The organism is Microbacterium hydrocarbonoxydans (genome assembly GCF_011752045.1).
Taxonomy (GTDB): Bacteria; Actinomycetota; Actinomycetes; order Actinomycetales; family Microbacteriaceae; genus Microbacterium.
This window is the reverse complement of sequence record NZ_JAAKXW010000001.1, coordinates 869733-889364: the sequence shown is the minus strand read 5'-3', so window position 1 is coordinate 889364 and position 19632 is coordinate 869733. Positions and strand designations below refer to the sequence as shown.

Below are 19632 nucleotides of genomic sequence, written 5' to 3'. Positions count from 1 at the left end.
CGGCCGCCGTCACTTCTCGGTGGCGACGGTGACGCCGGCGAGGTCGATGCGCGAGTTGATCGAATCCTGCGGGAAGCCGGAGACCAGCGGGCTCACCGCGGTGATCGTGGCGCCGTTGTAGAGCCAGTCGGCGGCGTGGTCCTCGGAGACGATGCGTGCCGCTTCGGCGAGCAGTTCGGCGGACCTGTCGGGATCGACTTCCGCCAGCGCATCGGCGTACAGACCCTGCACCTCGGCGTTGTCGTAGCCGAAGTAGTAGTCCGGGTTCGCGAAGTTGCCGAAGTCGCGCGGCTCGACGTGCAGCACGAAGCTGAGGTCGTAGTCGTGGTTGCTGTAGACGTCCTCGAGCCAGGCCGGGAACTCGACCGAGTCGACCTCGAGAGTGACGCCGACCTTCGCGAAGTCGGAGATGAGCACCTTCGGAACCGTCGTGCCGTAGAACGACGGGATGGTGAGCGTGAGCTCGAGCTCCTCGTGGCCGGCTTCCGCGAGGAGCTTCTTCGCCTTCTCCGGGTCGTAGGAGACGACGTCGGAGAGATCCTCGTAACCCGGGTCGAGCTCCGGGATCGGGCCGTACAGCGTCGAACCGGCGCCGACCGCCTCGACGAGCGCCTCGTGGTCGATGGCCAGGCGCAGCGCCTCTCGGACGCGGATGTCGTCGAGCGGGGCCTTCGCGTTGTTGAACGCGAGGGTGGCCTTGTCGGTCGTGCGCCCCGTGGTCAGGGTGAAGTCGCCGGAGTCCTCAAGCTGCGGCGCGAGGTTCGGGTCGACGGCCGTGAGCACCTGCACGCCGCCGTCGAGTGCGGTGTTCACACCGGCCGTGAAGTCGGGGATGTACTGGAACTCGACCTCGGCGACGCCCGCCGGATCGCCCCAGTAGGCGTCGTTGCGCGTGAACGTGATGGCGCTGCCCTTGCTCCAGCGGGCCAGCGTGAACGGGCCGGTGCCGTTCTCGGCCGTCTTGAGATCGGTGGTGTCGCCGGTCTGGAAGACGAGCCCGGCGGGGCCCGTGAGGGTGAAGAGGAAGTTCTGGTTCGGCTCCGTGAGCGTGATCACGACGGTGCTCGCGTCCGGTGCGGTGATCGAGGCGACGGAGGCGAAGTCGGCGTTCCCCTGCAGCGTCGCGTCCGTGCGGACCGCCTCGAAGGACGACACGACGTCGGCCGAGGTCAGCGCCGTGCCGCTGTGGAAGACGACGCCCTCGTTGAGGGTGAACGTGTACGTCAGGCCGTCGTCGGAGACCTCGTAGTCGGATGCGAGCCGCGGGACGATCTCGTTCTCCTGCGTGCGGCTGACCAGTCCCTCGTAGATGTTGTCGATGAGGATCTGCTCGAGGGCGGCGCCGCTGGTGCGGCGGATGTCGAGGTTCGTCGGCTCGAGGACGAGGCCGACCTGGAGCGTGGCGTCCGGGTCGGGCTCTCCGGTGGGCGTCGCGGCGGGCTCGGGGGCGGTCGTGCAGGCGCTGAGGATCACGGCCGTGGCCGCGAGCGAGGCGATCAGCGCGTGGCGTCGCGTGCGTCGGAACATGTGTTGCTTCCTCTCGGTGCGGCCGGGTCAGCCGGTGGAACGAGCCTAGGGATTGATCGGAGGGGGAGGGGCGGAGGCGGAACGAAGTGTCACAAACCCGCCGCCGGGACTGCGGACGCGATCAGCGCGGCGAGCTCCTTCGGCGCGGTCTCCTGGACGTTGTGGGTCGCGTCGATCGCGACGATCCGGGCATCAGGCAGCCGTCGGGCGAGCTCATCCGCATCCGCCTCCGTGACGAAGCCCCGGGTCGCTCGCACGAGCGTGATCGGCGTGGTGGCGCCGGCGAGGTCCGCCCACCCCGCCTCATGGAGCGCCGAGGGGGAAGCCGGAGCGCCGGCGTCGTGAGATGCGAGGGCCTGGGCCGCGAGGTGTGCGAAGTGGTGCTTCCACTCGACCCGGCCGTCAGGGCGCACCCGGGTGTTCAGGAAGACGCCGCGCTCGGTCTCCGGTCGGGTGCCGCCGAAGCCGAAGGCGATCGCACGGGCGACCAGCTCGTCGCGCGTCGCGAAGTCGGTGGGGCCGGCGTAGAACTCCCGCAGCGCCGAGGGACCGGCGGAGACGTCGATGCCCGGGGTGATGTCGACGACGATCAGCTCGGCGACGAGGTCAGGGCGCGCGGCCGCGAGGGCCGCGCCGGTGAGCCCGCCGAGGGACTGCCCGACCACGAGCTGGGGCGCGTCGGTCCACGCGTCGAGAGCGGCCGCGACGTCGACGGCGAGGGTGCGCGGCGTGTAGTCGAGGTCCTCTCTCCAGGAGGAGTCGCCATGTCCTGCGAGATCGATCGCGAGCAGCGGATGCCGGAGTGCGAGAGCCGTCGTGTCCCAGGTGTGCGCATTGAGTCCCGCTCCGTGCAGGAGCGTGACCCGGGGCGTCTCGGCGCCGAACCGCAGGGCGCTGAGCGTGCGGCCGTCGGGGAGTGCGAGGCTCATCCTCTCGACCGTCGGCAGCGGAACGCCCAGGGCCTCGGCCTGTGCGGGAAGATAGCTGAACTCGCTGTTGTCGGTCGCCACGTCCATATTCTGCTCCCGTCATGAGGTGCTCACGAAACGCGCGAGCAATATGACAACTTTTCTCGCGATCTTGGGTAACAGATCTCAACTTGCGGTCATTCCATGATTCGCATTCTGATCCGCAGCGGCGCAGGAGTGGTCGGGCGCGGTCCCTCGCGACGCGCATATGCTGGAGTCATGAGCGAGAAGCGCGTGCACCTGTCCAAGACCGAGCCCACCGCGTACCAGGCCCTGGATGCCTTCGCTCACACCGTCGGCGACATCTGCGCCGCGAACGGCATCGACGATCGCCTCAAGGAGATCGTCATGATCCACTGCTCCCAGCTCAACGGATGCAGCTACTGCACGCGTGTGCACGTCGACCGCGCCGTGAAGGCGGGGATCGACACCGACACGCTCATGCAGATCGCCACCTGGCGCGAGAGCCACGTGTTCTCCGACCGCGAGCGCGCGGCGCTCGAGCTCGCCGAGGCGTTCACCTTCATCGCCGAGGAGGGAATCTCCGACGAGGTCTACGATCTCGTCGGCGGGGTGTTCACTGAGAAGGAGTACGCCGCCCTGAGCTGGGCCTGCGTCTCGATCAACGCCTTCAACCGCATCGTGATCGCCGGTCGCTATCCGGTGCCGCCCAGGACGCCGCAGGCATGACGGTCCTCGAGATCGACGGAGTGAACAACGTCCGCGACGTCGGAGGCATCCCGGCTGAGGGCGGGCGCATCCGCGCAGGCATCCTGCTGCGCTCCGGGCAGCTCTCCGGGGCGTCCGCCGCGGGGGCGGAGGCGCTCCGACAGGTGGTGCGCCACATCGTCGACCTCAGGGACGGCGAGGAGGTCGCGGCGGAGCCCACCGAGATCGAGGGCCCGGAGACGACGCACCTCCCGCTCTTCCTCGGTTCGGTGCGCTCCTTCTTCGAGGCCGACACCAGTCTCGAGGACCTCTACCTGCATCTGCTCGAGGAGAGCGGGGAGCGGCTGGTCGCCGCCATCCGGGTCATCGCGGCGGGGGAGCCGACGCTCGTCCACTGCACGGTCGGCAAGGACCGCACCGGTGTCACCGTCGCCCTCGCGCTGGCCGCCGTCGGTGCCGACCGCGAGGCGATCGTCGAGGATTACGCGCTCACCGCGTCCCAGCTGCCGCCCGAGCGGTCGCGGCGCATCGCCGCGTACCTCCGGGCGCAGCATCCGGACGCCCTGCACGCCGTCGCGCTGGCGACCGAGTCGCCGGCGCCCGTGATGCGGTCTCTGCTGCAGCAGGTGGATGAGCGGTGGGGCTCGGCGGCGGACTACCTGCGGGCCAACGGGATGACGGATGCGGAGATCGCGGCGCTCCGCGCTGTCCTCGTGGAGTCGGCCCCCTCCGAGGAAGGTTAGGCAACCCTTCACTTGGTGTACGATGAGAGGACGATGAACACCTCCCTCGACATCCGCACCACGCGCGCCGCACGGCGCGCCGAGCGTCGTCGCGCCCATCACCTCGTGACGGCCGACGAGAACTCGCTGGTCGAGCTCGAGACGTTCCTGTCGACGCTGCCGCTGTGCGCCTCCGGTCGCATCTTCATCGAGGTTCCCGAGCCGTCGGACATCGGGCACATCGTCGCTCCGGGGCGGATGACCGTCACGTGGCTCGCTCGCAGCGCCCGCACCGGCGCCCCCGGCACCGGACGCGCCTGCGCCTCCGGTCAGGCGCTGACCCGCGCGACCTGCGCCTGGGCGGACGAGATGCTCTGCGACGAGGGCCTGGAGACGACCGTCACGCTGCTGGGCGGCTACCTCGGCACCGCCGACATCGTCGAGCACCTGACGACGAAGCTCGACGTGGAGCCTGCGCGCATCCGCACCCCCGAGCGCTTCGGGCTGCTTCCCTCCGACCGCTGACCCGCGGGCCGCCCATCAGTCAGCGGCGGCGGACGTAGTTGCCGTCCTCCAGGCCGGCCTCGATCTCGAATCTGTTCCGGAGCGGGTCGCGTCCCGCCAGCAGGTACAGCACCGGCATCAGGAAGCCGTACCGGAGCCACTGCGCCTTGTGCACGGCCTCGTGCCGGAGGATGGCGTCACTCGGACGGGCGTCGCCGGTGAGGAAGCATCCGCCGACGCAGACGCCGCCTCGGTTGAACGTCCAGGCCGGCATCCCCTGGAACACCCACAGTCCGGCGCGGCGCTCCACCGGCCCCGTGCTCCACAGCGATCCCCAGATCCAGCCCACGGCCGTGCCCCACCAGTAGCCGATCCTGCTGATCGGCGAGCGCAGCAGGAAGGCGGGGATGCGGCGGTCCAGGCGGCGACCGCGATCGACGGCGCGCTCGGCCGCGGCCCGCCAGTCCTCCGTCACGCGACCGCGCCGACGAGGCGGAGCAGCGCCCCCAGATCGTCCACGGCATCGGCCGGGGATCGCGGAGCGAACCCGGCCAGGGTGGCTCCGGCGAACGGCAGCCGCTCCCGGAGCAGGCGGACGGCGGCGCTCAGCGCAGCCGGCGCCAGGCCGAACGGAGCCGGGTTCGACACCCCCGCCAGCTCGGCAGGGTCGAGCACGTCGACGTCGATGTGGACCCAGACCCGCTTCGCCCCGGTGGCGACCACCGCCTCTGCGAGGGCCTCCGCGCGGTCGAGATCGGAGACGGAGAGCCGGGAGAGGTCGTCGAGCTGCGCGACCTCGGCGTCGTCGAGATTGCGCATCCCGACCGCTACGACCCGCTCCCGCGGTATGCCGGGGGAGAGCGCGAGCTGCGGCTCGCCCTCGCCGAGGACGGCGCGGAGCGCCATGCCGGAGAAGGCGCCGGAGGGCGACGTCTCGGGGGTGTGCATGTCAGGGTGGGCGTCGAACCAGACCACCGCGAGGTCCTCGGTGCCGCCCGGAAGCGCGGCGAGGGCCGCGACGGTGACGCTGCAGTCGCCGCCGATGACGACCGTGTCGTTCGTCATGTGCTGTGCGACCTCCTCGCGGGTCCGCAGCAGAGAGCTGAGCCGGCGGACGCCGGTGCCGAGGGATTCGCCGGCCTCCACCGGGACGTCCAGCACCGTCGTGGCGGCGCGCGGAAGGTCGCCGGCGATCGCCGTGGCGCCGTCGACGAGGAGCATCGCCCGTGCGGCGGGGGAGCCCTGCCACTGCGGGACGACGAGGAATCGCACCATGGGTGCCTCCAGGGGTGAGGAGAGGGCGGGGCCCCGGACGTGCAGGTCCGGGGCCCCGCCGGGGTGTCAGGACCCTTCGATCGCCTGACGGGGAGCGGAGCCGCCGGCCTTGAGCTCGGCGAGGCGGGCCTCGACCTCGGTGAGCTCGCCGAGGTCCTCGAGGCTCTCGAACTGGGCGTCGAGGCTGGACGCCGCGAGCTCGGCCTTGCCCTGCGCGAGGGCCTCCTGGCGGCGGACCTTGTCCTCGAAACGTCCCAGCTCGCTGGTGGGGTCGAGCACGTTGATCGAGGAGACCGCGTCCTGGACCTTGGTCTGGGCCTCGGCGACCTTGGCGCGGGCGAGGAGCTCGCTGCGCTTGTTCTTCAGCTCGCCGAGCTTCTCCTTCATGCCGTTCAGGCCGGCCTTGAGCTTGTCGACGATCTCGGTCTGCGCGGCGATCTGCGGCTCTGCGCTCGAGGCCTCGCGCTCGGCGCTGATCTGTCGCTGCAGCGCGATCTTGGCGAGGCTGTCGAACTTGTCGGCGTCGGCCGTGCTGCCCGCGGCGCGCATCTCGTCGGCCTTGCGGCTGGCGGCGAGGGCCTTGTTGCCCCACTCGGTGGCGGCCTGGACGTCCTCTTCGTGGTCGCGCTCGAGGAGACGGAGGTTGCCGATGGTCTCGGCGATCGCCGACTCGGCATCCGCGATGTTGTTCGTGTAGTCGCGGACGAGCTGGTCGATCATCTTCTGCGGGTCCTCCGCAGAGTCCAGGAGGGCGTTGATGTTCGCGCGGACGAGGGTCGAGATACGTCCGAAGATGGACTGCTTGGTCATGCGTTTTCCTTTCAGAGGGTCGTAGTCGAGGTCTGTGCGTCGGTGCGGTTCAGAAGCGCCCACCTCCCGAACGGCCGCTGCGGCCGCTCGAACGGCTGCCGCCGCCTCCGCCGAAACCGGAGCTGCGGAAGCCGCCTCCGCCGCTGGAGCGCCAGCCGCCCCGCGAGGAGCCGCCACCGCCGCCTCCGCCGCCGCCGGAGAGCAGGCCGCCGATGATTCCGCCGAGGATGTCGCCGCCGAGACCCGAGTCGTTCGAGCGCGAGGAGCCCCCGAAGATGCTTCCGCTCCAGTCGTCGTTCTCGTAGCGCGCCGGGTTCATGGCCTCCACGTCGGCGCGAGCGGAGGAGGTCGCCTGCTGGGCGAGCTCGAGCGCGTACCGGGCGGAGGCGAGCGCCCCGCGCGGATCCGAGGCCTGGAGCGCCAGCGCCTGGCTGAGACTCGTCTCGGCCTGCGAGAGCCGGGTCCTCGCCGTCGAGCCGATGGTGCCTCGACGTGTCTCGATGTATTCGCGCGCGGCGCGGATCTCCGAGTTCGCCTGGCCGATCGTCTGCTCGAGCATCCGCTGCTCACGGCGCGCCGTCTCCACGACCTCCCTGCCCTGGGAGATCGCGGCGTCGATCTGCGTGTTCGCCGCGGTGAGAGCCTCGAACACCCGCTGCGGGCTGCGGGGGCTGCCGCTCAGGCCAGCCTGCGCCTGCTGAAGCTGTCCGGCGGTGGCGGATGCCGCGGCGGCGAGCGCGCCGGTCGGGTCCGGGAGCTGCTGAGCGGCGGCGACATCGCTCTGCAGCTCGGCGATCAGCGCCTGTGCCTGCGCCTCCAGCGCGGAGAGCTCGCCGCCGAGCGCGGTGATCGCCTGCACGAGCTGGGCCGCCTGCGCGACGGACTGCTCGGCGGTGCGGATCGCGAACGCGGCCTCGCCGCTGCGGCCCTCCGCGATCGCCTTCCCGGCGGCATCGATCGAGCGGTCTGCGAGGGCCGCGCGCTCCTGTGCCTGAGCGGGGTTGTCCGCGACGGTGGCCAGAGCGGCCGCGTCGTAGGTCGCGGACAGCGCGGCCAGGGCCGTGCCGGCCGACGCGAGGACCGGCTGGAGGGCGGCGCGCTCTCCCCTGACCCGCTCCAGCTCCTGCGGAGCGTTCTGCTCCAGCCGGCGCAGCGCGTCGAAGGCCTCGGTGTTGGCGTCGAGCACGTCGTCGACCTCATCGCACAGCCGGATGATGCGGATGTGCCAGGCACGGCGGTCGTGGACCGTGTCCTCGACCTCGTCGTCGAGCTTCTGCTTGAGGTCGAAGGCCTCGGACATCTTCGCCTGCGCGGTCTCCACCGCGCCGCTGAACTCGGCGGTGGCGGCCTCGCCGAACTGCGCGACCGCGAAGCCGAGCTCCTCCTTGCTGGAGGTGATCGCGTCGTCGGCCCGCACGAGCGCCACCCCCGCCTGGGACTGCACCTGCTCATCGGTGAGGGTCGAGAAGGGATCGTTCGGGTCGGGGACCTCCGGCATCGCTCCGCGTCGGCGGATCTCCGCATTGCGGCGGGCGCGGCGGATGAGGGCCACCGCGAGCCAGATCAAGAGGCCGAGGACGACGATCCCGACGATCACGAGGAGGTTGCGCATGGCGCCGGCGCCGCCGTCGCCCTGGATCTCGTCGGCGGCCAGGATGATGGCGCCGTCCCAGTCCTCCTGGGCGAGGAGCGGCTGGATCTTCTCCTCCACATCGGTGAGCTTGCCGTCGCTCAGCGGGCCGCCGGCGGCGGCGGAGATGTAGTAGTTGCGTCCCTCGACCGCGATGGCGAGCAGGTACTGCTCCGGTCCGAGTCCGTTGTTATCGGCCACGGTGTCGGCCCACTGGACGTAGTCCGAGGGGGAGGTGAACTCGTCGACGAGCACCACGAAGAGGTCGGCCGAGGAGTTCTCGGTGAGAGTCTCCAGCCTGGTTTCGACGGCGGCCTTCTCCGACCCGCTGAGCACTCCGGCGTCATCGGTCACGTAGCCAGGGTCGAGCGTCACCGGGTCGGTCGCGGATGCCGTGCTCGCGGAGAGCGCCCCTGCGACCGCGGCCAGTGCCAGCGCGGCCACCGTCAGCCACCGATTCCTCATACAGATCCCTCCGACCGACAGCGGGCGCCCCCAATGCCACGAGTCTATGCACAGAGATCGACACGCGACAGCATCCGGCCGTTCGCCCTGAGCGGAGGCGCATACGCTGGAGGGCATGGACGACAGGTACGGTTCCGACGTGCTCGCCGCGGGGTGGCGCGACCGCGGTACGATCAGGTCCGCGGATGTGCACGCGGAGCTCGATCTCGTCGTCGAGGTCGCCTCCGACGGCTTCTGCGGTGCCGTCACGGCCGTCGAGGCCGGCATGGTCGAGCTCGAGGACTGGAAGGGCCGCCGGAGGCGCTTCCCCCTCGGCGGCGGCTTCCTGATCGAGGGCCGCCCGGTGCGCCTGGGACCGCCGAAGCCGAAGGCGCAGGGTCCGCGGCGCACGGCCTCCGGCTCGTTCGCGGTCGCCGATCAGCGTGCCCGCATCGCCCTGCCCAGCCGCATCCTCGTGGAGGGGAAGCACGACGCCGAGCTCGTCGAGAAGGTGTGGGGCGCCGACCTCCGCGTGGAGGGCGTGGTCGTGGAGTTCCTGCAGGGCGTCGACCTCCTCGACGATCTCCTCGCCGAGGAGCCGCCGAGCGCCACCCGTCGCTATGGGGTGCTCGTCGACCATCTCGTGCCGGGCTCCAAGGAGTCCCGGATCGCGGATGCCGTGGCGCGGGGCCCGCACGGACGGCACGTGCGCATCGTCGGGCATCCGTTCGTCGACGTGTGGCAGTGCGTGACGCCGCGCGCGCTGGGGATCGCCAAGTGGCCGGAGATCCCGCGCGGCACCGACTGGAAGACCGGGATCTGCCGGGCCTTCGGGTGGCCGCACGAGACCCAGGCCGACACGGCGCGCGCCTGGCAGCACATCCTCTCCAAGGTGCGCACGTACCGCGACCTCGAGCCGGCGCTGCTGGGACGGGTCGAGGAGCTCATCGACTTCGTGACCGCACCGGCCTGACCTCCGCACCGCCGACGCCTGCGGCGCTGAGGGAGCCGGTCGCCGCCGACTACCCTGGGATCATGCCCGAACCCCGCACCTTCCGTGACGAGCCGGTGTCCTTCGTGCGCCGCAGCGGCCGGATGTCCGACGCGCAGGAGCGCGCCTTCGCCGAGCTCGCGCCGCATTACCTGCTGGACGTGCCCCGCGACGTGGCCTGGACCTCCGTGCACCCGGAGGCGCGGCTCGACCCGGTGGCCGAGTACGGCCGGGCGGCGGACCTGATCGTCGAGATCGGCTCCGGGCAGGGGCACGCGATCGTCGCGGCGGCCTCCACGCGGCCCGACGTCGACTTCCTCGCCGTGGAGGTGTTCCGGGCAGGCCTCGCGCGGACGATGCTCGACGCCGACCGTGCGGGGGCGCGGAATCTCCGGGTGGTGGAGGCGAACGCACCCGAGGTTCTTTCCTCGTACCTGCCGGAGCGCGCAGCGGCCGAGGTCTGGATCTTCTTCCCCGACCCCTGGCACAAGAAGAAGCACACCAAGCGCCGGCTCGTGCGTCCCGGCTTCGGCGACACGGCCGCACGGGCGCTCCGTGACGGCGGTCTGCTGCGGCTCGCCACCGACTGGGAGGACTATGCGCTGCAGATGCGCGAGGTCCTCGACGCCGAGCCGCTCTTCGAGCGCGCCTTCGACGGCGAGTGGGCCGAGCGCTTCGAGGGCCGGGTGATGACCGCCTTCGAGCGGAAGGGCATCGCCAAGGGCCGCGACATCCGGGACCTGGTGTACCGGCGGAAGCCGCGAGCGTGACCGAAGCCGGACACCGCCTCACGACAGGCGCGGCGATCGCGCCGGCGCTGATCGTGTGCGCGGCGGCACCGGCGTTCTTCGTCCTGCAGGTGCCCTGGATCGGCTGGGCGCTGATCGCCCTGGGCGTGGGCGCCGCGTGGTGGCTCGAGCGCGGCCGGGTGACGGCATCCGCTCCGTCGCTGACCCGCGACCTGTCGCTGATCGCGCTCGGCATGCTGATCGTCAGCGCGATCCCGCTGGCCGCCGAGCTCGACGATCTGGCCATGCTCCGGTTCACGCTCGCCCTCGGCGGCGCCGTGGCGGTGCCGTACCTGGTGTCGCGCTTCCTCTACAAGGACCGCGGGATCTCGTTCCCATGGCGGGCGCACCGCCGCTGGGGGCGGCTGCAGTGGGGCTGGCTGGTCGCCGTGCTCGTGCTGGGCTGGCTGATCCTGCCGTTCTATTTCATCACCAGCGGCGTGTACCAGAACTGGCCCGTCGTCGACACGCCCGAGCTGATCGCGCGCCTGTTCGTCGGTGTGGGGGCGGTGGGCATCTGGGACGAGCTGTTCTTCATCTGCACGGTGTTCGCACTGCTGCGACGTCACCTCCCCGACGGCGTCGCGAACGCGCTGCAGGCGATCGTGTTCGTCTCCTTCCTGTGGGAGCTGGGCTATCGGGCCTGGGGGCCGGTGCTGACGATCCCGTTCGCGCTGCTGCAGGGCTTCATCTTCCTCCGCACGCATTCGCTCGCGTACGTGGTCACGGTGCACCTGCTGTTCGACGCCGTCGTGTTCGGGGTGCTCGTGCACGCGCACAACCCGGGCCTGCTGCCGATCTTCCTGGTCTGAGGGCCGCCCGCGGATGCGAGAATCGAGTCATGCTCATCGCCGGACTCGTCCTCGCCGCCGCCGCTGCGGCCTTCCATGTCTTCATCTTCGCGCTGGAGTCGCTCAAGTGGACGGAGCCGGAGACGAGGAGGATCTTCGGCGTCGCCAGCGAGGCGGATGCCGTCACCATGAAGCAGCTTGCCTTCAACCAGGGCTTCTACAACCTGTTCCTCGCGCTCACGGCGCTGATCGGCGTCGGCCTGGTGATCGTGGGTGCGACCACGGTGGGCGTGACGCTCGTCCTCGCCGGCACCGGAATGATGCTGGCCGCGGCGCTCGTGCTTGTGCTGTCCGATCGCACCAAGGTGCGGGCGGCGGCGATGCAGGGCACGTTGCCGCTGCTGGCGGTCGTCGCGACGGCGGTCGGCATCTCCCTCGGCTGATCGCCCCGGTGGCGACGGGGTGACATCCGGCGCCGCAGCGGTCAGACTCGGTCCATGGCCGACTGGGTGCTGCACGTGGACATGGATCAGTTCATCGCGGCCGTCGAGGTGCTGCGGCGGCCGGAGCTCGCCGGGCGGCCGGTGATCGTGGGCGGCCGCGGGGATCCGACCGAGCGCGCCGTCGTGTCGACCGCGTCGTACGAGGCGCGGGCGTTCGGGATCGGGTCGGGGATGCCGTTGAAGATCGCCGCGCGCAAGGCACCGGAGGACGCGGTGTTCCTGCCGGTGGATCATGATGCCTACGAGGCGGCATCGCATGAGGTGATGTCGACGCTGCGTGCCCTCCCCGGCGTCGTGCTCGAGGTCATCGGCTGGGACGAGTGCTTCCTCGGCGTCAGCGTCGACGATCCCGAGGCGGTGGCGCGGAGCGCCCAGGCAGCCGTGCTCGAAGCGACCGGCCTGCACTGCTCCGTCGGCATCGGGGACAACAAGGTGCGCGCCAAGATCGCGACCGAGTTCGGCAAGCCTCGCGGCGTGTTCCGCCTCACCGCGGAGAACTGGTTCGAGGTGATGGGGGACAAGCCGACCCGTGACCTGTGGGGCGTCGGCCCGAAGATCAGCAGGCGATTGGCGGAGCATGGCATCGACACCGTGCGCCGGCTCGCCGAGGCCGATCGGGAGATGCTCGTCGGGGAGTTCGGCCCGAGGATGGGCGTCTGGTACGGCGAGCTGGGTGAGGGGCGGGGTCCCGCTGTCGTGGACGACACGCCCTGGGTGGCGCGCAGCCACAGCAGGGAGACCACCTTCCAGCAGAACCTCACGACGGAAGCTGAGGTCGAAGAGGCGCTGCGCGAGCTCGCCGGGCATGCCTTCGACGACTGTGCAGCGGAGAGCCGCCCCGTGATGCGGGTGCATCTCAAGGTGCGCTACGCGCCGTTCGAGACGAAGACCTTCGGCCGGAAGTTGCCCGCGCCGACGACCGATCGCGACGAGGTCATCGCGGCCGCGGTCGAGCTGGGGAAGACGCTCGACCGCGACCGCGAGGTGCGCCTGCTCGGCGTGCGTGCGGAGATGACGATGCCCGACGACGGCGATCCGGTCGAGCGGACGCCGGTGCGCGGCAGGATCTGAGCGTTGGCTCAGTCGCGGATGACGGCGGCGACCGCGCTGATCTCGATGAGCGCGCCGGGGACGCCGAGGCCCGCGACGACGGCGGCGGTGACCAGGGGAGGTGCGCCGTCGCGCGCCAGCTTCGACGCGACAGCGCCGTAGGCCGCGCGCAGATCGGCCTGCTGGTGGATGAGCACCGTCCAGCTGATCACGTCGTCCAGGCCTGCGCCGGCCGACTCCAGTGCGATGCGGGCGTTCTCGAGGGCGCGGAGCGACTGCTCGCCGGCATCCGCCGAGACCACGGCGCCGCTCTCGTCGACGCCGTTCTGACCGCCGACGTAGATGGTGGTGGCGCCCGGCGGGACGACCGCGACGTGGCTGAACGCGGGGCTGACGACGAGCCCTGCAGGCTGCGTGAGTGTGATGTCCATGGCCCCAGCATGCGGAGGGCCACCGACATCGCGATGCCGGTGGCCCTCGTGCGCGACGTGCGTGCTCAGAACTTCAGCAGCACCTTGCCCACGCGGCCGGGCTCGGCGCTGGCGCGCACGGCGTCGGTTGCATCCGCCGCATCGAACACGCCGGCCACGGGCAGGGTGAGGGTGCCGTCGAGCACGCGCTGCACGAGTTCCGCGAACAGGGTCCCGCGGGTGGCGGCATCCATCGTCTGGATGACCTTGCTGCCCCAGAACCCCTTGACGGTGGCCTGCTTGAAGATGACGTCGCCCGAGGCGATCTCCATGATCGGGGACTGCATGGCCCCGAACGCGACGAGCGTGCCGTTCTCGGCGAGGAGGGAGAGCACATCGCCGGCCGCCGATCCGCCGACGGAGTCGACGCCGGCGACGATCGGCGCGCCGCCGGTGAGGGCGGCCACCTGCTCGCGCCAGTCGTCCTGATCGGTGGCCACGACGTTCGCGACCCCCTGCGTGCGGAGCTCGTCGACGCCGGCGGAGCGGCGTACCAGGCCGAGCACGTCGATGCCGCGTGCGGCGCCCAGCTGCGCGAGCATCCGTCCCACCGCGCCGTTGGCGGCGTTCTGCACGATCCAGTCGCCCTCGTGCACCTCGAGGGAGTGCAGCAGGCTGATCGTGCTGAACGGCATGGAGACGAGCTGGGCGGCGCTCTCGTCGGACAGCGCGTCGGGGACGGGGATGAGCCCTGACGCCCCGGCCACCACGTACTCGGCCCACGCGCCGAACGTGCCGCCGGTGGCGACGCGCTGGCCGACGACGAGGTTCTCGACGCCATCGCCGAGCGCGTCGACGATGCCGACGGCCTCGGTGCCGGAGGCCGCGGGGAGCTCGGGCTTGAATCCGTAGGTGCCGCGGATCGTCCACAGGTCGTGGTTGTGGATCGGGGAGAGCAGGGTGCGCAGACGCACCTGACCGGGGCCGGGCTCCGGGAGCGGACGCTCCTCGAGGCTCAGGACGTCCTCGGGCTCGCCGAACACGGGGTGGATGAGTGCGCGCATGGTTTTTCCGTTCCTTGTGGGAGTGAGGGGATGGGCGCCTCAGGCGCCGGGGGTGGTCTGCTGAAGCCGGGCGGTGATGTCCTGCAGCTCCGTGATCAGCTCGCGGACCCGCCCTTCGTCTCGGATGCCGGCGATCTCGGTGATCCGGTGGTGGATGGGGGCGACCTCGGCGCGGAGGGACTGCCCCTTCGCCGTGAGCCTCACCGTCACGACCCGCTCGTCCTCGGCACTGCGCTCCTTCGTCACGAGTCCCGCCTGCTCGAGGCGGCGCACGAGCGGGGAGAGGGTGCCGGAGTCGAGCTGCATGGCCTCTCCGAGGGAGCCGATCGTCTGCTCTCCGTCGATCCAGAGCACCGCGAGCACGAGGTACTGCGGGTAGGTCAGGCCCCACGGCGCGAGCAGCGTCCGGTAGGCCTGGGTGGTCGCACGGGCTGCGGCGTAGAGGGAGAAGCACACCATCTCATCGGTCACGGGCATGTGATGAGTATTGCACAATTCAATTGTGCACAACCTGAATGCGTCGCATCCGGGGAACGGACATGGTCGAATCGGTCCAGGACGGGAGGGGGACCGGATGCTCGCAGGAATGGTCGGATGGCACGTGCTCATCGTCCTGGCGGTCGCGCTGATCTTCGCGGCGATCGTCGCTGGAGGCGGGATCGTCATCGTGGCGCTGTCACGGCGGCGGCGCGAAACGGGTGCGCTCGCCGTGGCCGGCTGGTATCCGGATCCATCGGGTCGAGACGCGCAGCGGTACTGGGACGGCACGCGATGGACCGGGCACGCGGATGCCGCGCCGCCTCAGCCGGACGTCCGGGGCGGCTGACGGGAGAGCGCCAGGAGAACGTGAAAAGGTCCGCCCAGCTGGGCGGACCTTTCGCACATGTGTGTGCCCCCGGAGGGATTCGAACCCCCGACCTACGGTACCGGAAACCGGCGCTCTATCCCCTGAGCTACGGAGGCGTACCGAAAGACGATATCACTGCTCGGGGGGTGTCTCCGACCCGGCGACGGTCACGGGCGCGTCGCCCAGTCCGGACAGCGCGGCGGCCACCTTCTCGGCGAGGTAGCGATGCCCATCGGTGGACGGATGCCTGCGTCCGATCTCGACGTCGATGACGTCGAGATAGTTCTGCTCGGTGATCCAGTCCTCGGCGATGGGGGAGATGTACCACCAGCCGCGGGCGGCGGCGAGCTCGGAGAGATCCCGGTCGATGCGCGCGGTGCCGGCGCCGACCGGAAGCTCGTGCGGGGCCGGTCCGAGCACCACGATGCCTGCCTCCGGATACTTGGCCGCGAGCGCATCCCACGCCGCGGTCACCGCCTCTCGGTACCCGGCTTCGCCCTGGGCGCGGTCGTTGATGGAGCCCTGGATGAGGATCAGGTCGGGGGCCAGTGCGGGGTCGAGAGCGGCGATGCGCTCGCCGAAGGCCGGGCCGTCCGCACCCGGCTTGAGATAGCCGCTGCCCCGGACGCCGTTCACGATGGTCTCGCCGTCCAGGAGATCCGCGAGCAGATAGGCGTAGCCGAGGGTCGGCTCGGTGGCCGCCGAACCGTAGGTCCAGGAGTCGCCGAACACGAGCACCGTCGGGTGCTCCGGCAGTACGAGCGGCTGCGGGGCGACGGTGACGGACTCCTCGTCGGCGGCGATCGGAGCGCTCGCCGGCGCCGCGGTGACGGGCGGGATCCAGGGCCGCCACACGCCGAGCACGACGGCGGCGAGGGCGAGGGCGACGGCGATCCCGGCGCCCGTGATGCGCAGGCGGCGGGATCCCACGGCGGCGTTCATGGCATGACTGTAGATCACGTCCGCCCGCACGCAAATTCGGGGCTCGCGACGCGCCGTAGACTGGGAAGTCTATGAACCCTGAAACGCTCGCCGAAGCCCTCCTCGCCGTCCTCGCACCGATCGCCGAGGAACGACGTCCCGGCGAGCAGCTCGCGCTCGCCGCATCCGACATCGTCTTCGAGCGCCCCCGCAACCGGGACCATGGCGACTGGGCGTCGAACATCGCGATGCGACTGGCCAAGCAGATGGGGACGAACCCGCGCGAGCTCGCCCAGCAGATCGCCGACGGCCTCGCCGCGGTGGACGGCGTCGCGAGCGCTGAGGTGGCCGGACCCGGGTTCATCAACATCCGTCTCGACGCGGCGGCCGCCGGCGCGCTCGCGAAGACGATCGTCGACGCGGGTGACGCGTACGGGCACAACGACACCCAGGCCGGTCGCTCGATCAACATCGAGTTCGTCAGCGCCAACCCCACCGGTCCGCTGCACATCGGCCACACCCGCTGGGCGGCGCTCGGCGACGCCATCGCGCGCGTGCTCGCCGCCTCGGGCGCGAACGTGGCGCGCGAGTTCTACATCAACGACGCCGGTGCGCAGATGGAGCGCTTCGCCGCGTCGATCGTCGCCGCCGCGAACGGGCAGCCGACTCCCGAAGGCGGCTATGCGGGCAGCTACATCGGCGATCTCGCGGCGCGCGTGATCGCGGCGCATCCCGACTTCCTGGAGCTCCCCGCGGACGAGCAGCAGCTCGTCGCGCGCGAGCTCGGCTACGAGTACCAGCTCGCCGAGCAGCAGCAGTCGCTGTCGAAGTTCAACGTCGACTTCGACGTGTGGTTCTCCGAGCGGATCCTGCACGCCAAGAACGACGACGGGGCCAGCCTCGTCGACCAGGCCGTCGACCGGCTGCGCGAGCAGGGGCACGTGTTCGACCAGGACGACGCGGTGTGGGTGCGCACCACGGACTTCGGCGACGACAAGGACCGCGTCATCCGCCGCTCCAACGGCGAGTACACCTATTTCGCCGCGGACGCCGCCTACTACCTGAACAAGGGCGACCGGGGCTTCGAGCACAAGATCTACCTGCTCGGAGCCGACCACCACGGCTATGTGCACCGCCTCAAGGCCCTCGCGGGCGCGGCCGGCGACGACCCGGAGAAGGACGTCGAGGTGCTCATCGGCCAGCTGGTCTCGGTCGGCGGAGCCCGCCTCAGCAAGCGCGCAGGCAACATCATCGAGATGGACGACCTCCGCGAGTGGCTCGGCACCGACGCACTGCGCTACTCGCTGGAGCGCTCGCCAGCCGACTCGCCGCTGGCCCTGGACCCCGAGCTGCTGCAGAAGCGCACCAACGACAACCCCGTCTTCTACGTGCAGTACGCGCACGCGCGCACGCACAACGTGGCGCGCAACGCGGCCGACTCCGGGGTGGAGCGCTCCGAGTTCGCGCCCGAGACGCTCACGCACGAGACCGAGGCCGCGCTCCTGGGCGCTCTGCAGGAGTTCCCGCGCATCGTGGCCTTCTCCGCCGAGATGCGCGAGCCGCACCGCATCGCCCGCTATCTCGAGGAACTCGCCGGCCTCTACCACCGCTGGTACGACAACTGCCGGGTCATCCCTCAGGGCGACGACCCGATCGAGAGCGTGCACCGCACCCGCCTGTGGCTGAACGACGCCGCCGGTCAGGTGTTCCGCAACGGCCTCGAGCTCCTCGGCGTGTCCGCCCCGGAGCGGATGTAGGTTCACGGGGCCGCATGAGCGACGACAACAGCACCCTCCCGTACCCGGACGCGTCCGTCGAGCATCCGACGCTCGTCATCCCGGGCCGGGGGACGGATGCCGTCGCCCCCGCGCGGCGTCGCCGGCGGCGCTGGCCCTGGGTGCTGCTCGTCCTCCTGCTGGTGCTCGGCGCCCTCGTCGTCGCTGCGGAGTTCGTCGCCCGCGCCGTGCTGCCCGGAATCGTCCGGGGGATCGTGATCGACCAGCTCGGCCTGCCGGCAGATCAGCAGCTCGACGTGCAGGCGGACGGCATCCTGCTGCCGCAGCTCATCGCCGGCGAACTGGACAGCCTGCACCTGTCCACCGACGCCGTCACCCTCGAGGGGGTCACCGGCGCGGCCGACGTGACCGCGACCGGCATCCCGCTGCAGGGCGGCGAGCTCGCCGGTGCGTCGGGGACGATCCGGATCGACCAGGCGGAGTTCACGAGCCTCCTCGCCGGCACCGACCTGCCCGTCGACGAGGTCGCGTTCGAGGCGCCGAACGCGACGGTGAGCGGATCCGTCCCGCTGCTCGGCGCGACGATACCGCTGGCGCTCACCCTGACACCCGGAGCGGTGGACGGCGAGCTCGAGCTCACCCCGGTGTCGCTGACGATCGCCGGCGCCGAGGTGCAGGCCGATCGGGTGGCCGACCTGCTCGGCCCGCTGGGGGAGCGGCTCACGCAGCCGCAGCGGATCTGCATCGCCGATCAGCTCCCCGCTGGCCTCACCCTCACGGGGCTCGCGATCGACGGCGGTCGGGCCGTCATCGACATCGACGTGCACGGGGCCATCGCCACCGACCCGAGCCTCCTCGAGAAGGGCGTCTGCCCGCGGGCCTGATGTCAGGACTCGTCGCGCAGGGCCTTCCGGGCCGCGCGCAGCTCGGCCGTCGCGACCGCGACCTCCTCTTCGGCCCTGCGCGCCCGACGCTCGGCGAACGTGGTCGCGCCGAACCGCGCGCGCACACGGTCGCGGCGCTCGTCCTCGCCGGTGACGATGTACGCGCAGGCGATCAGGATGACCTGCGTGGACAGGTTGAGCCAGATCAGCAGTGCGAGCAGCGAGGCGAACGATGCCAGCAGCGGGTTGCTGGTCGCGCCGCCGACGAAGAGGCCCGACAGCTCCTGCAGCACGAGGAGACCGGCCGCACCGAGCAGCGCACCGCTCCAGAGCGAGCGCGGTGACGGCCGCACGCCCGACAGCACCAGGAAGACGCCGGCGATCAGCGCGGCATCCAGGGCGAACACGACGACGAGCGACAGCCCTCGGATGGTCACCGTCGACGCCACCGAGTCCTCGGGCAGCCCCATGGCGTCGCTCAGCCAGTCGACGCCGAGGCGTGCGGCGAAGGTGACCGCCGCGGCGAGCACGAAGGAGGCACCGATCCCGAGGGCGAGGAGGAGGTTCCGCAGGATCACCCAGATCCAGAGCACGTCCGCCTGCGCCGTCGCGGCCAGCACGCGCACCGCGGTGCGCAGCGATCCGATCGCCCCGAGCGCCGACGCCGTGAGGGCCACGACCGAGACCGCGCCCGCGATCGAGAGCGACACGGGCTCCCGCAGATCCGAAGGCCTCACGACGCCGCCCTCGCCGATCAGACCCGGGATCACCGACTGGACGGCGCCGATGATCGCCTTCCACGCCACCGGGTTCCCCGCGAGCCAGAGCGCCGCGATCGAGAACCCGAGCAGCACCCCGGCGAACACGCTGAACAGGGCGCGGTAGGTCACGCTGTCCGCGAGCATCGGACCCCGCCGCTCGACGTACAGGAGCACGGCGCGCACCGGCTTGCGGACCAGCGCCCACCGGGTCGCCGCCGCGATGGCGCGGGGGACCGGGGCCTGGCGGGCGGGAGCGTCGGCATCGGATTCGGCGTTCATCGCGCCCAGCCTATGCGGGCATCGCGGACGCCGCACAAGGCCTTGAATCGGCCCTGTC

22 protein-coding genes and 1 tRNA gene are annotated in these 19632 nt (G+C 71.1%); 11 read left to right on the top strand and 12 right to left on the bottom strand.

Features of this window, described 5'->3' with window-relative positions; translation table 11 throughout:
- Positions 1-9: 9 nt before the first annotated feature.
- Together G6G98_RS04240 and G6G98_RS04235 are read right to left on the bottom strand one after the other, a co-directional pair.
- Positions 10-1527, bottom strand: a complete 1518-nt coding sequence (locus G6G98_RS04240; RefSeq protein WP_067350837.1) for an ABC transporter substrate-binding protein — start codon at positions 1525-1527, stop codon at positions 10-12.
- Between the two features lie 89 nt (positions 1528-1616).
- Entirely contained in the window at positions 1617-2543 is a 927-nt protein-coding gene (locus G6G98_RS04235; protein ID WP_164233624.1) for an alpha/beta fold hydrolase, read from the bottom strand.
- 171 nt (positions 2544-2714) lie between these two features.
- On the opposite strand from G6G98_RS04235, the gene G6G98_RS04230 reads away from it, so the two are divergent.
- Genes G6G98_RS04230 through G6G98_RS04220 form a run of 3 tightly spaced genes read left to right on the top strand, consistent with a single transcriptional unit; the run spans position 2715 to position 4411 of the window.
- Entirely contained in the window at positions 2715-3185 is a 471-nt protein-coding gene (locus tag G6G98_RS04230) for a carboxymuconolactone decarboxylase family protein (protein WP_067350843.1), read from the top strand.
- Positions 3182-3907: a tyrosine-protein phosphatase gene (locus tag G6G98_RS04225; RefSeq protein ID WP_067350846.1), complete on the top strand. Its 726-nt coding sequence runs from the start codon at positions 3182-3184 to the stop codon at positions 3905-3907. The genes G6G98_RS04230 and G6G98_RS04225 overlap by 4 nt, the downstream gene beginning before the upstream one ends.
- Before the next feature lie 33 nt (positions 3908-3940).
- A complete protein-coding gene (locus G6G98_RS04220) occupies positions 3941-4411 on the top strand; it encodes an SIP domain-containing protein (protein WP_067353577.1) in 471 nt (156 codons plus the stop codon).
- A gap of 19 nt (positions 4412-4430) precedes the next feature.
- Here G6G98_RS04220 and G6G98_RS04215 read toward each other — a convergent pair whose 3' ends face one another.
- From G6G98_RS04215 to G6G98_RS04200, 4 genes are all read right to left on the bottom strand, one after another.
- Positions 4431-4865 (bottom strand): Fe-S oxidoreductase, encoded by a 435-nt coding sequence (locus tag G6G98_RS04215; protein WP_067350848.1) that lies wholly within the window; start codon positions 4863-4865, stop codon positions 4431-4433.
- Complete coding sequence (locus G6G98_RS04210; protein ID WP_067350849.1) at positions 4862-5665, bottom strand: arginase family protein; 804 nt, start codon at positions 5663-5665, stop codon at positions 4862-4864. Before G6G98_RS04210 ends, G6G98_RS04215 begins: the two co-directional genes overlap by 4 nt.
- A gap of 66 nt (positions 5666-5731) precedes the next feature.
- Positions 5732-6475, bottom strand: a complete 744-nt coding sequence (locus G6G98_RS04205; RefSeq protein ID WP_067350850.1) for a PspA/IM30 family protein — start codon at positions 6473-6475, stop codon at positions 5732-5734.
- A 49-nt stretch (positions 6476-6524) separates the two neighbouring features.
- Entirely contained in the window at positions 6525-8570 is a 2046-nt protein-coding gene (locus tag G6G98_RS04200; protein ID WP_067350851.1) for a TPM domain-containing protein, read from the bottom strand.
- A 115-nt stretch (positions 8571-8685) separates the two neighbouring features.
- On the opposite strand from G6G98_RS04200, the gene G6G98_RS04195 reads away from it, so the two are divergent.
- The 5 genes from G6G98_RS04195 to G6G98_RS04175 all read left to right on the top strand — a co-directional run bounded on the left by G6G98_RS04195 (position 8686) and on the right by G6G98_RS04175 (position 12693).
- Positions 8686-9522 (top strand): DUF3097 domain-containing protein, encoded by an 837-nt coding sequence (locus G6G98_RS04195; protein WP_067350854.1) that lies wholly within the window; start codon positions 8686-8688, stop codon positions 9520-9522.
- A gap of 62 nt (positions 9523-9584) precedes the next feature.
- Complete coding sequence (gene trmB, locus G6G98_RS04190; RefSeq protein WP_067350857.1) at positions 9585-10310, top strand: tRNA (guanosine(46)-N7)-methyltransferase TrmB; 726 nt, start codon at positions 9585-9587, stop codon at positions 10308-10310.
- Entirely contained in the window at positions 10307-11140 is an 834-nt protein-coding gene (locus G6G98_RS04185) for a CPBP family intramembrane glutamic endopeptidase (RefSeq protein ID WP_067350860.1), read from the top strand. Before trmB ends, G6G98_RS04185 begins: the two co-directional genes overlap by 4 nt.
- Before the next feature lie 29 nt (positions 11141-11169).
- A complete protein-coding gene (locus G6G98_RS04180) occupies positions 11170-11562 on the top strand; it encodes a DUF1304 domain-containing protein (protein ID WP_067350863.1) in 393 nt (130 codons plus the stop codon).
- A 54-nt stretch (positions 11563-11616) separates the two neighbouring features.
- Positions 11617-12693: a DNA polymerase IV gene (locus G6G98_RS04175; RefSeq protein ID WP_208321421.1), complete on the top strand. Its 1077-nt coding sequence runs from the start codon at positions 11617-11619 to the stop codon at positions 12691-12693.
- Between the two features lie 8 nt (positions 12694-12701).
- On the opposite strand, the gene G6G98_RS04170 is transcribed toward G6G98_RS04175, so the two are convergent.
- The 3 genes from G6G98_RS04170 to G6G98_RS04160 form a co-directional block, all read right to left on the bottom strand.
- Positions 12702-13103, bottom strand: a complete 402-nt coding sequence (locus G6G98_RS04170) for a RidA family protein (RefSeq protein ID WP_067350866.1) — start codon at positions 13101-13103, stop codon at positions 12702-12704.
- A gap of 65 nt (positions 13104-13168) precedes the next feature.
- Positions 13169-14146, bottom strand: coding sequence for a zinc-binding dehydrogenase (locus G6G98_RS04165; protein WP_164233626.1), 978 nt, complete (start codon positions 14144-14146; stop codon positions 13169-13171).
- A 39-nt stretch (positions 14147-14185) separates the two neighbouring features.
- A complete protein-coding gene (locus G6G98_RS04160) occupies positions 14186-14623 on the bottom strand; it encodes a MarR family winged helix-turn-helix transcriptional regulator (protein WP_208321420.1) in 438 nt (145 codons plus the stop codon).
- A gap of 97 nt (positions 14624-14720) precedes the next feature.
- On the opposite strand from G6G98_RS04160, the gene G6G98_RS04155 reads away from it, so the two are divergent.
- Positions 14721-14972, top strand: a complete 252-nt coding sequence (locus G6G98_RS04155) for a DUF2510 domain-containing protein (RefSeq protein WP_243841996.1) — start codon at positions 14721-14723, stop codon at positions 14970-14972.
- A gap of 64 nt (positions 14973-15036) precedes the next feature.
- Here the strand turns inward: G6G98_RS04155 and G6G98_RS04150 are convergent.
- Positions 15037-15109: transfer RNA gene (locus G6G98_RS04150), tRNA-Arg, on the bottom strand.
- 16 nt (positions 15110-15125) lie between these two features.
- Complete coding sequence (locus G6G98_RS04145) at positions 15126-15935, bottom strand: SGNH/GDSL hydrolase family protein (protein WP_243841995.1); 810 nt, start codon at positions 15933-15935, stop codon at positions 15126-15128.
- A gap of 71 nt (positions 15936-16006) precedes the next feature.
- Between G6G98_RS04145 and argS the strand changes: the two genes are divergently transcribed.
- Together argS and G6G98_RS04135 are read left to right on the top strand one after the other, a co-directional pair.
- Positions 16007-17671 (top strand): arginine--tRNA ligase, encoded by a 1665-nt coding sequence (argS, locus tag G6G98_RS04140; protein WP_164233628.1) that lies wholly within the window; start codon positions 16007-16009, stop codon positions 17669-17671.
- A 14-nt stretch (positions 17672-17685) separates the two neighbouring features.
- Positions 17686-18534, top strand: coding sequence for an LmeA family phospholipid-binding protein (locus tag G6G98_RS04135; RefSeq protein WP_164233630.1), 849 nt, complete (start codon positions 17686-17688; stop codon positions 18532-18534).
- Between the two features lie 2 nt (positions 18535-18536).
- Here the strand turns inward: G6G98_RS04135 and G6G98_RS04130 are convergent, their stop codons facing one another.
- Positions 18537-19574, bottom strand: coding sequence for a YhjD/YihY/BrkB family envelope integrity protein (locus G6G98_RS04130; protein ID WP_164233631.1), 1038 nt, complete (start codon positions 19572-19574; stop codon positions 18537-18539).
- Positions 19575-19632 lie beyond the last annotated feature (58 nt).

Coding starts and splice junctions, on each gene's coding strand:
- G6G98_RS04240 (WP_067350837.1), bottom strand. CDS start 1,527: ATGTTCCGACGCACGCGACGCCACGCGCTGATCGCCTCGCTCGCGGCC.
- G6G98_RS04235 (WP_164233624.1), bottom strand. CDS start 2,543: ATGGACGTGGCGACCGACAACAGCGAGTTCAGCTATCTTCCCGCACAG.
- G6G98_RS04230 (WP_067350843.1), top strand. CDS start 2,715: ATGAGCGAGAAGCGCGTGCACCTGTCCAAGACCGAGCCCACCGCGTAC.
- G6G98_RS04225 (WP_067350846.1), top strand. CDS start 3,182: ATGACGGTCCTCGAGATCGACGGAGTGAACAACGTCCGCGACGTCGGA.
- G6G98_RS04220 (WP_067353577.1), top strand. CDS start 3,941: ATGAACACCTCCCTCGACATCCGCACCACGCGCGCCGCACGGCGCGCC.
- G6G98_RS04210 (WP_067350849.1), bottom strand. CDS start 5,665: ATGGTGCGATTCCTCGTCGTCCCGCAGTGGCAGGGCTCCCCCGCCGCA.
- G6G98_RS04205 (WP_067350850.1), bottom strand. CDS start 6,475: ATGACCAAGCAGTCCATCTTCGGACGTATCTCGACCCTCGTCCGCGCG.
- G6G98_RS04200 (WP_067350851.1), bottom strand. CDS start 8,570: ATGAGGAATCGGTGGCTGACGGTGGCCGCGCTGGCACTGGCCGCGGTC.
- G6G98_RS04195 (WP_067350854.1), top strand. CDS start 8,686: ATGGACGACAGGTACGGTTCCGACGTGCTCGCCGCGGGGTGGCGCGAC.
- trmB (WP_067350857.1), top strand. CDS start 9,585: ATGCCCGAACCCCGCACCTTCCGTGACGAGCCGGTGTCCTTCGTGCGC.
- G6G98_RS04180 (WP_067350863.1), top strand. CDS start 11,170: ATGCTCATCGCCGGACTCGTCCTCGCCGCCGCCGCTGCGGCCTTCCAT.
- G6G98_RS04175 (WP_208321421.1), top strand. CDS start 11,617: ATGGCCGACTGGGTGCTGCACGTGGACATGGATCAGTTCATCGCGGCC.
- G6G98_RS04170 (WP_067350866.1), bottom strand. CDS start 13,103: ATGGACATCACACTCACGCAGCCTGCAGGGCTCGTCGTCAGCCCCGCG.
- G6G98_RS04165 (WP_164233626.1), bottom strand. CDS start 14,146: ATGCGCGCACTCATCCACCCCGTGTTCGGCGAGCCCGAGGACGTCCTG.
- G6G98_RS04160 (WP_208321420.1), bottom strand. CDS start 14,623: ATGCCCGTGACCGATGAGATGGTGTGCTTCTCCCTCTACGCCGCAGCC.
- G6G98_RS04155 (WP_243841996.1), top strand. CDS start 14,721: ATGCTCGCAGGAATGGTCGGATGGCACGTGCTCATCGTCCTGGCGGTC.
- G6G98_RS04145 (WP_243841995.1), bottom strand. CDS start 15,935: ATGAACGCCGCCGTGGGATCCCGCCGCCTGCGCATCACGGGCGCCGGG.
- argS (WP_164233628.1), top strand. CDS start 16,007: ATGAACCCTGAAACGCTCGCCGAAGCCCTCCTCGCCGTCCTCGCACCG.
- G6G98_RS04135 (WP_164233630.1), top strand. CDS start 17,686: ATGAGCGACGACAACAGCACCCTCCCGTACCCGGACGCGTCCGTCGAG.
- G6G98_RS04130 (WP_164233631.1), bottom strand. CDS start 19,574: ATGAACGCCGAATCCGATGCCGACGCTCCCGCCCGCCAGGCCCCGGTC.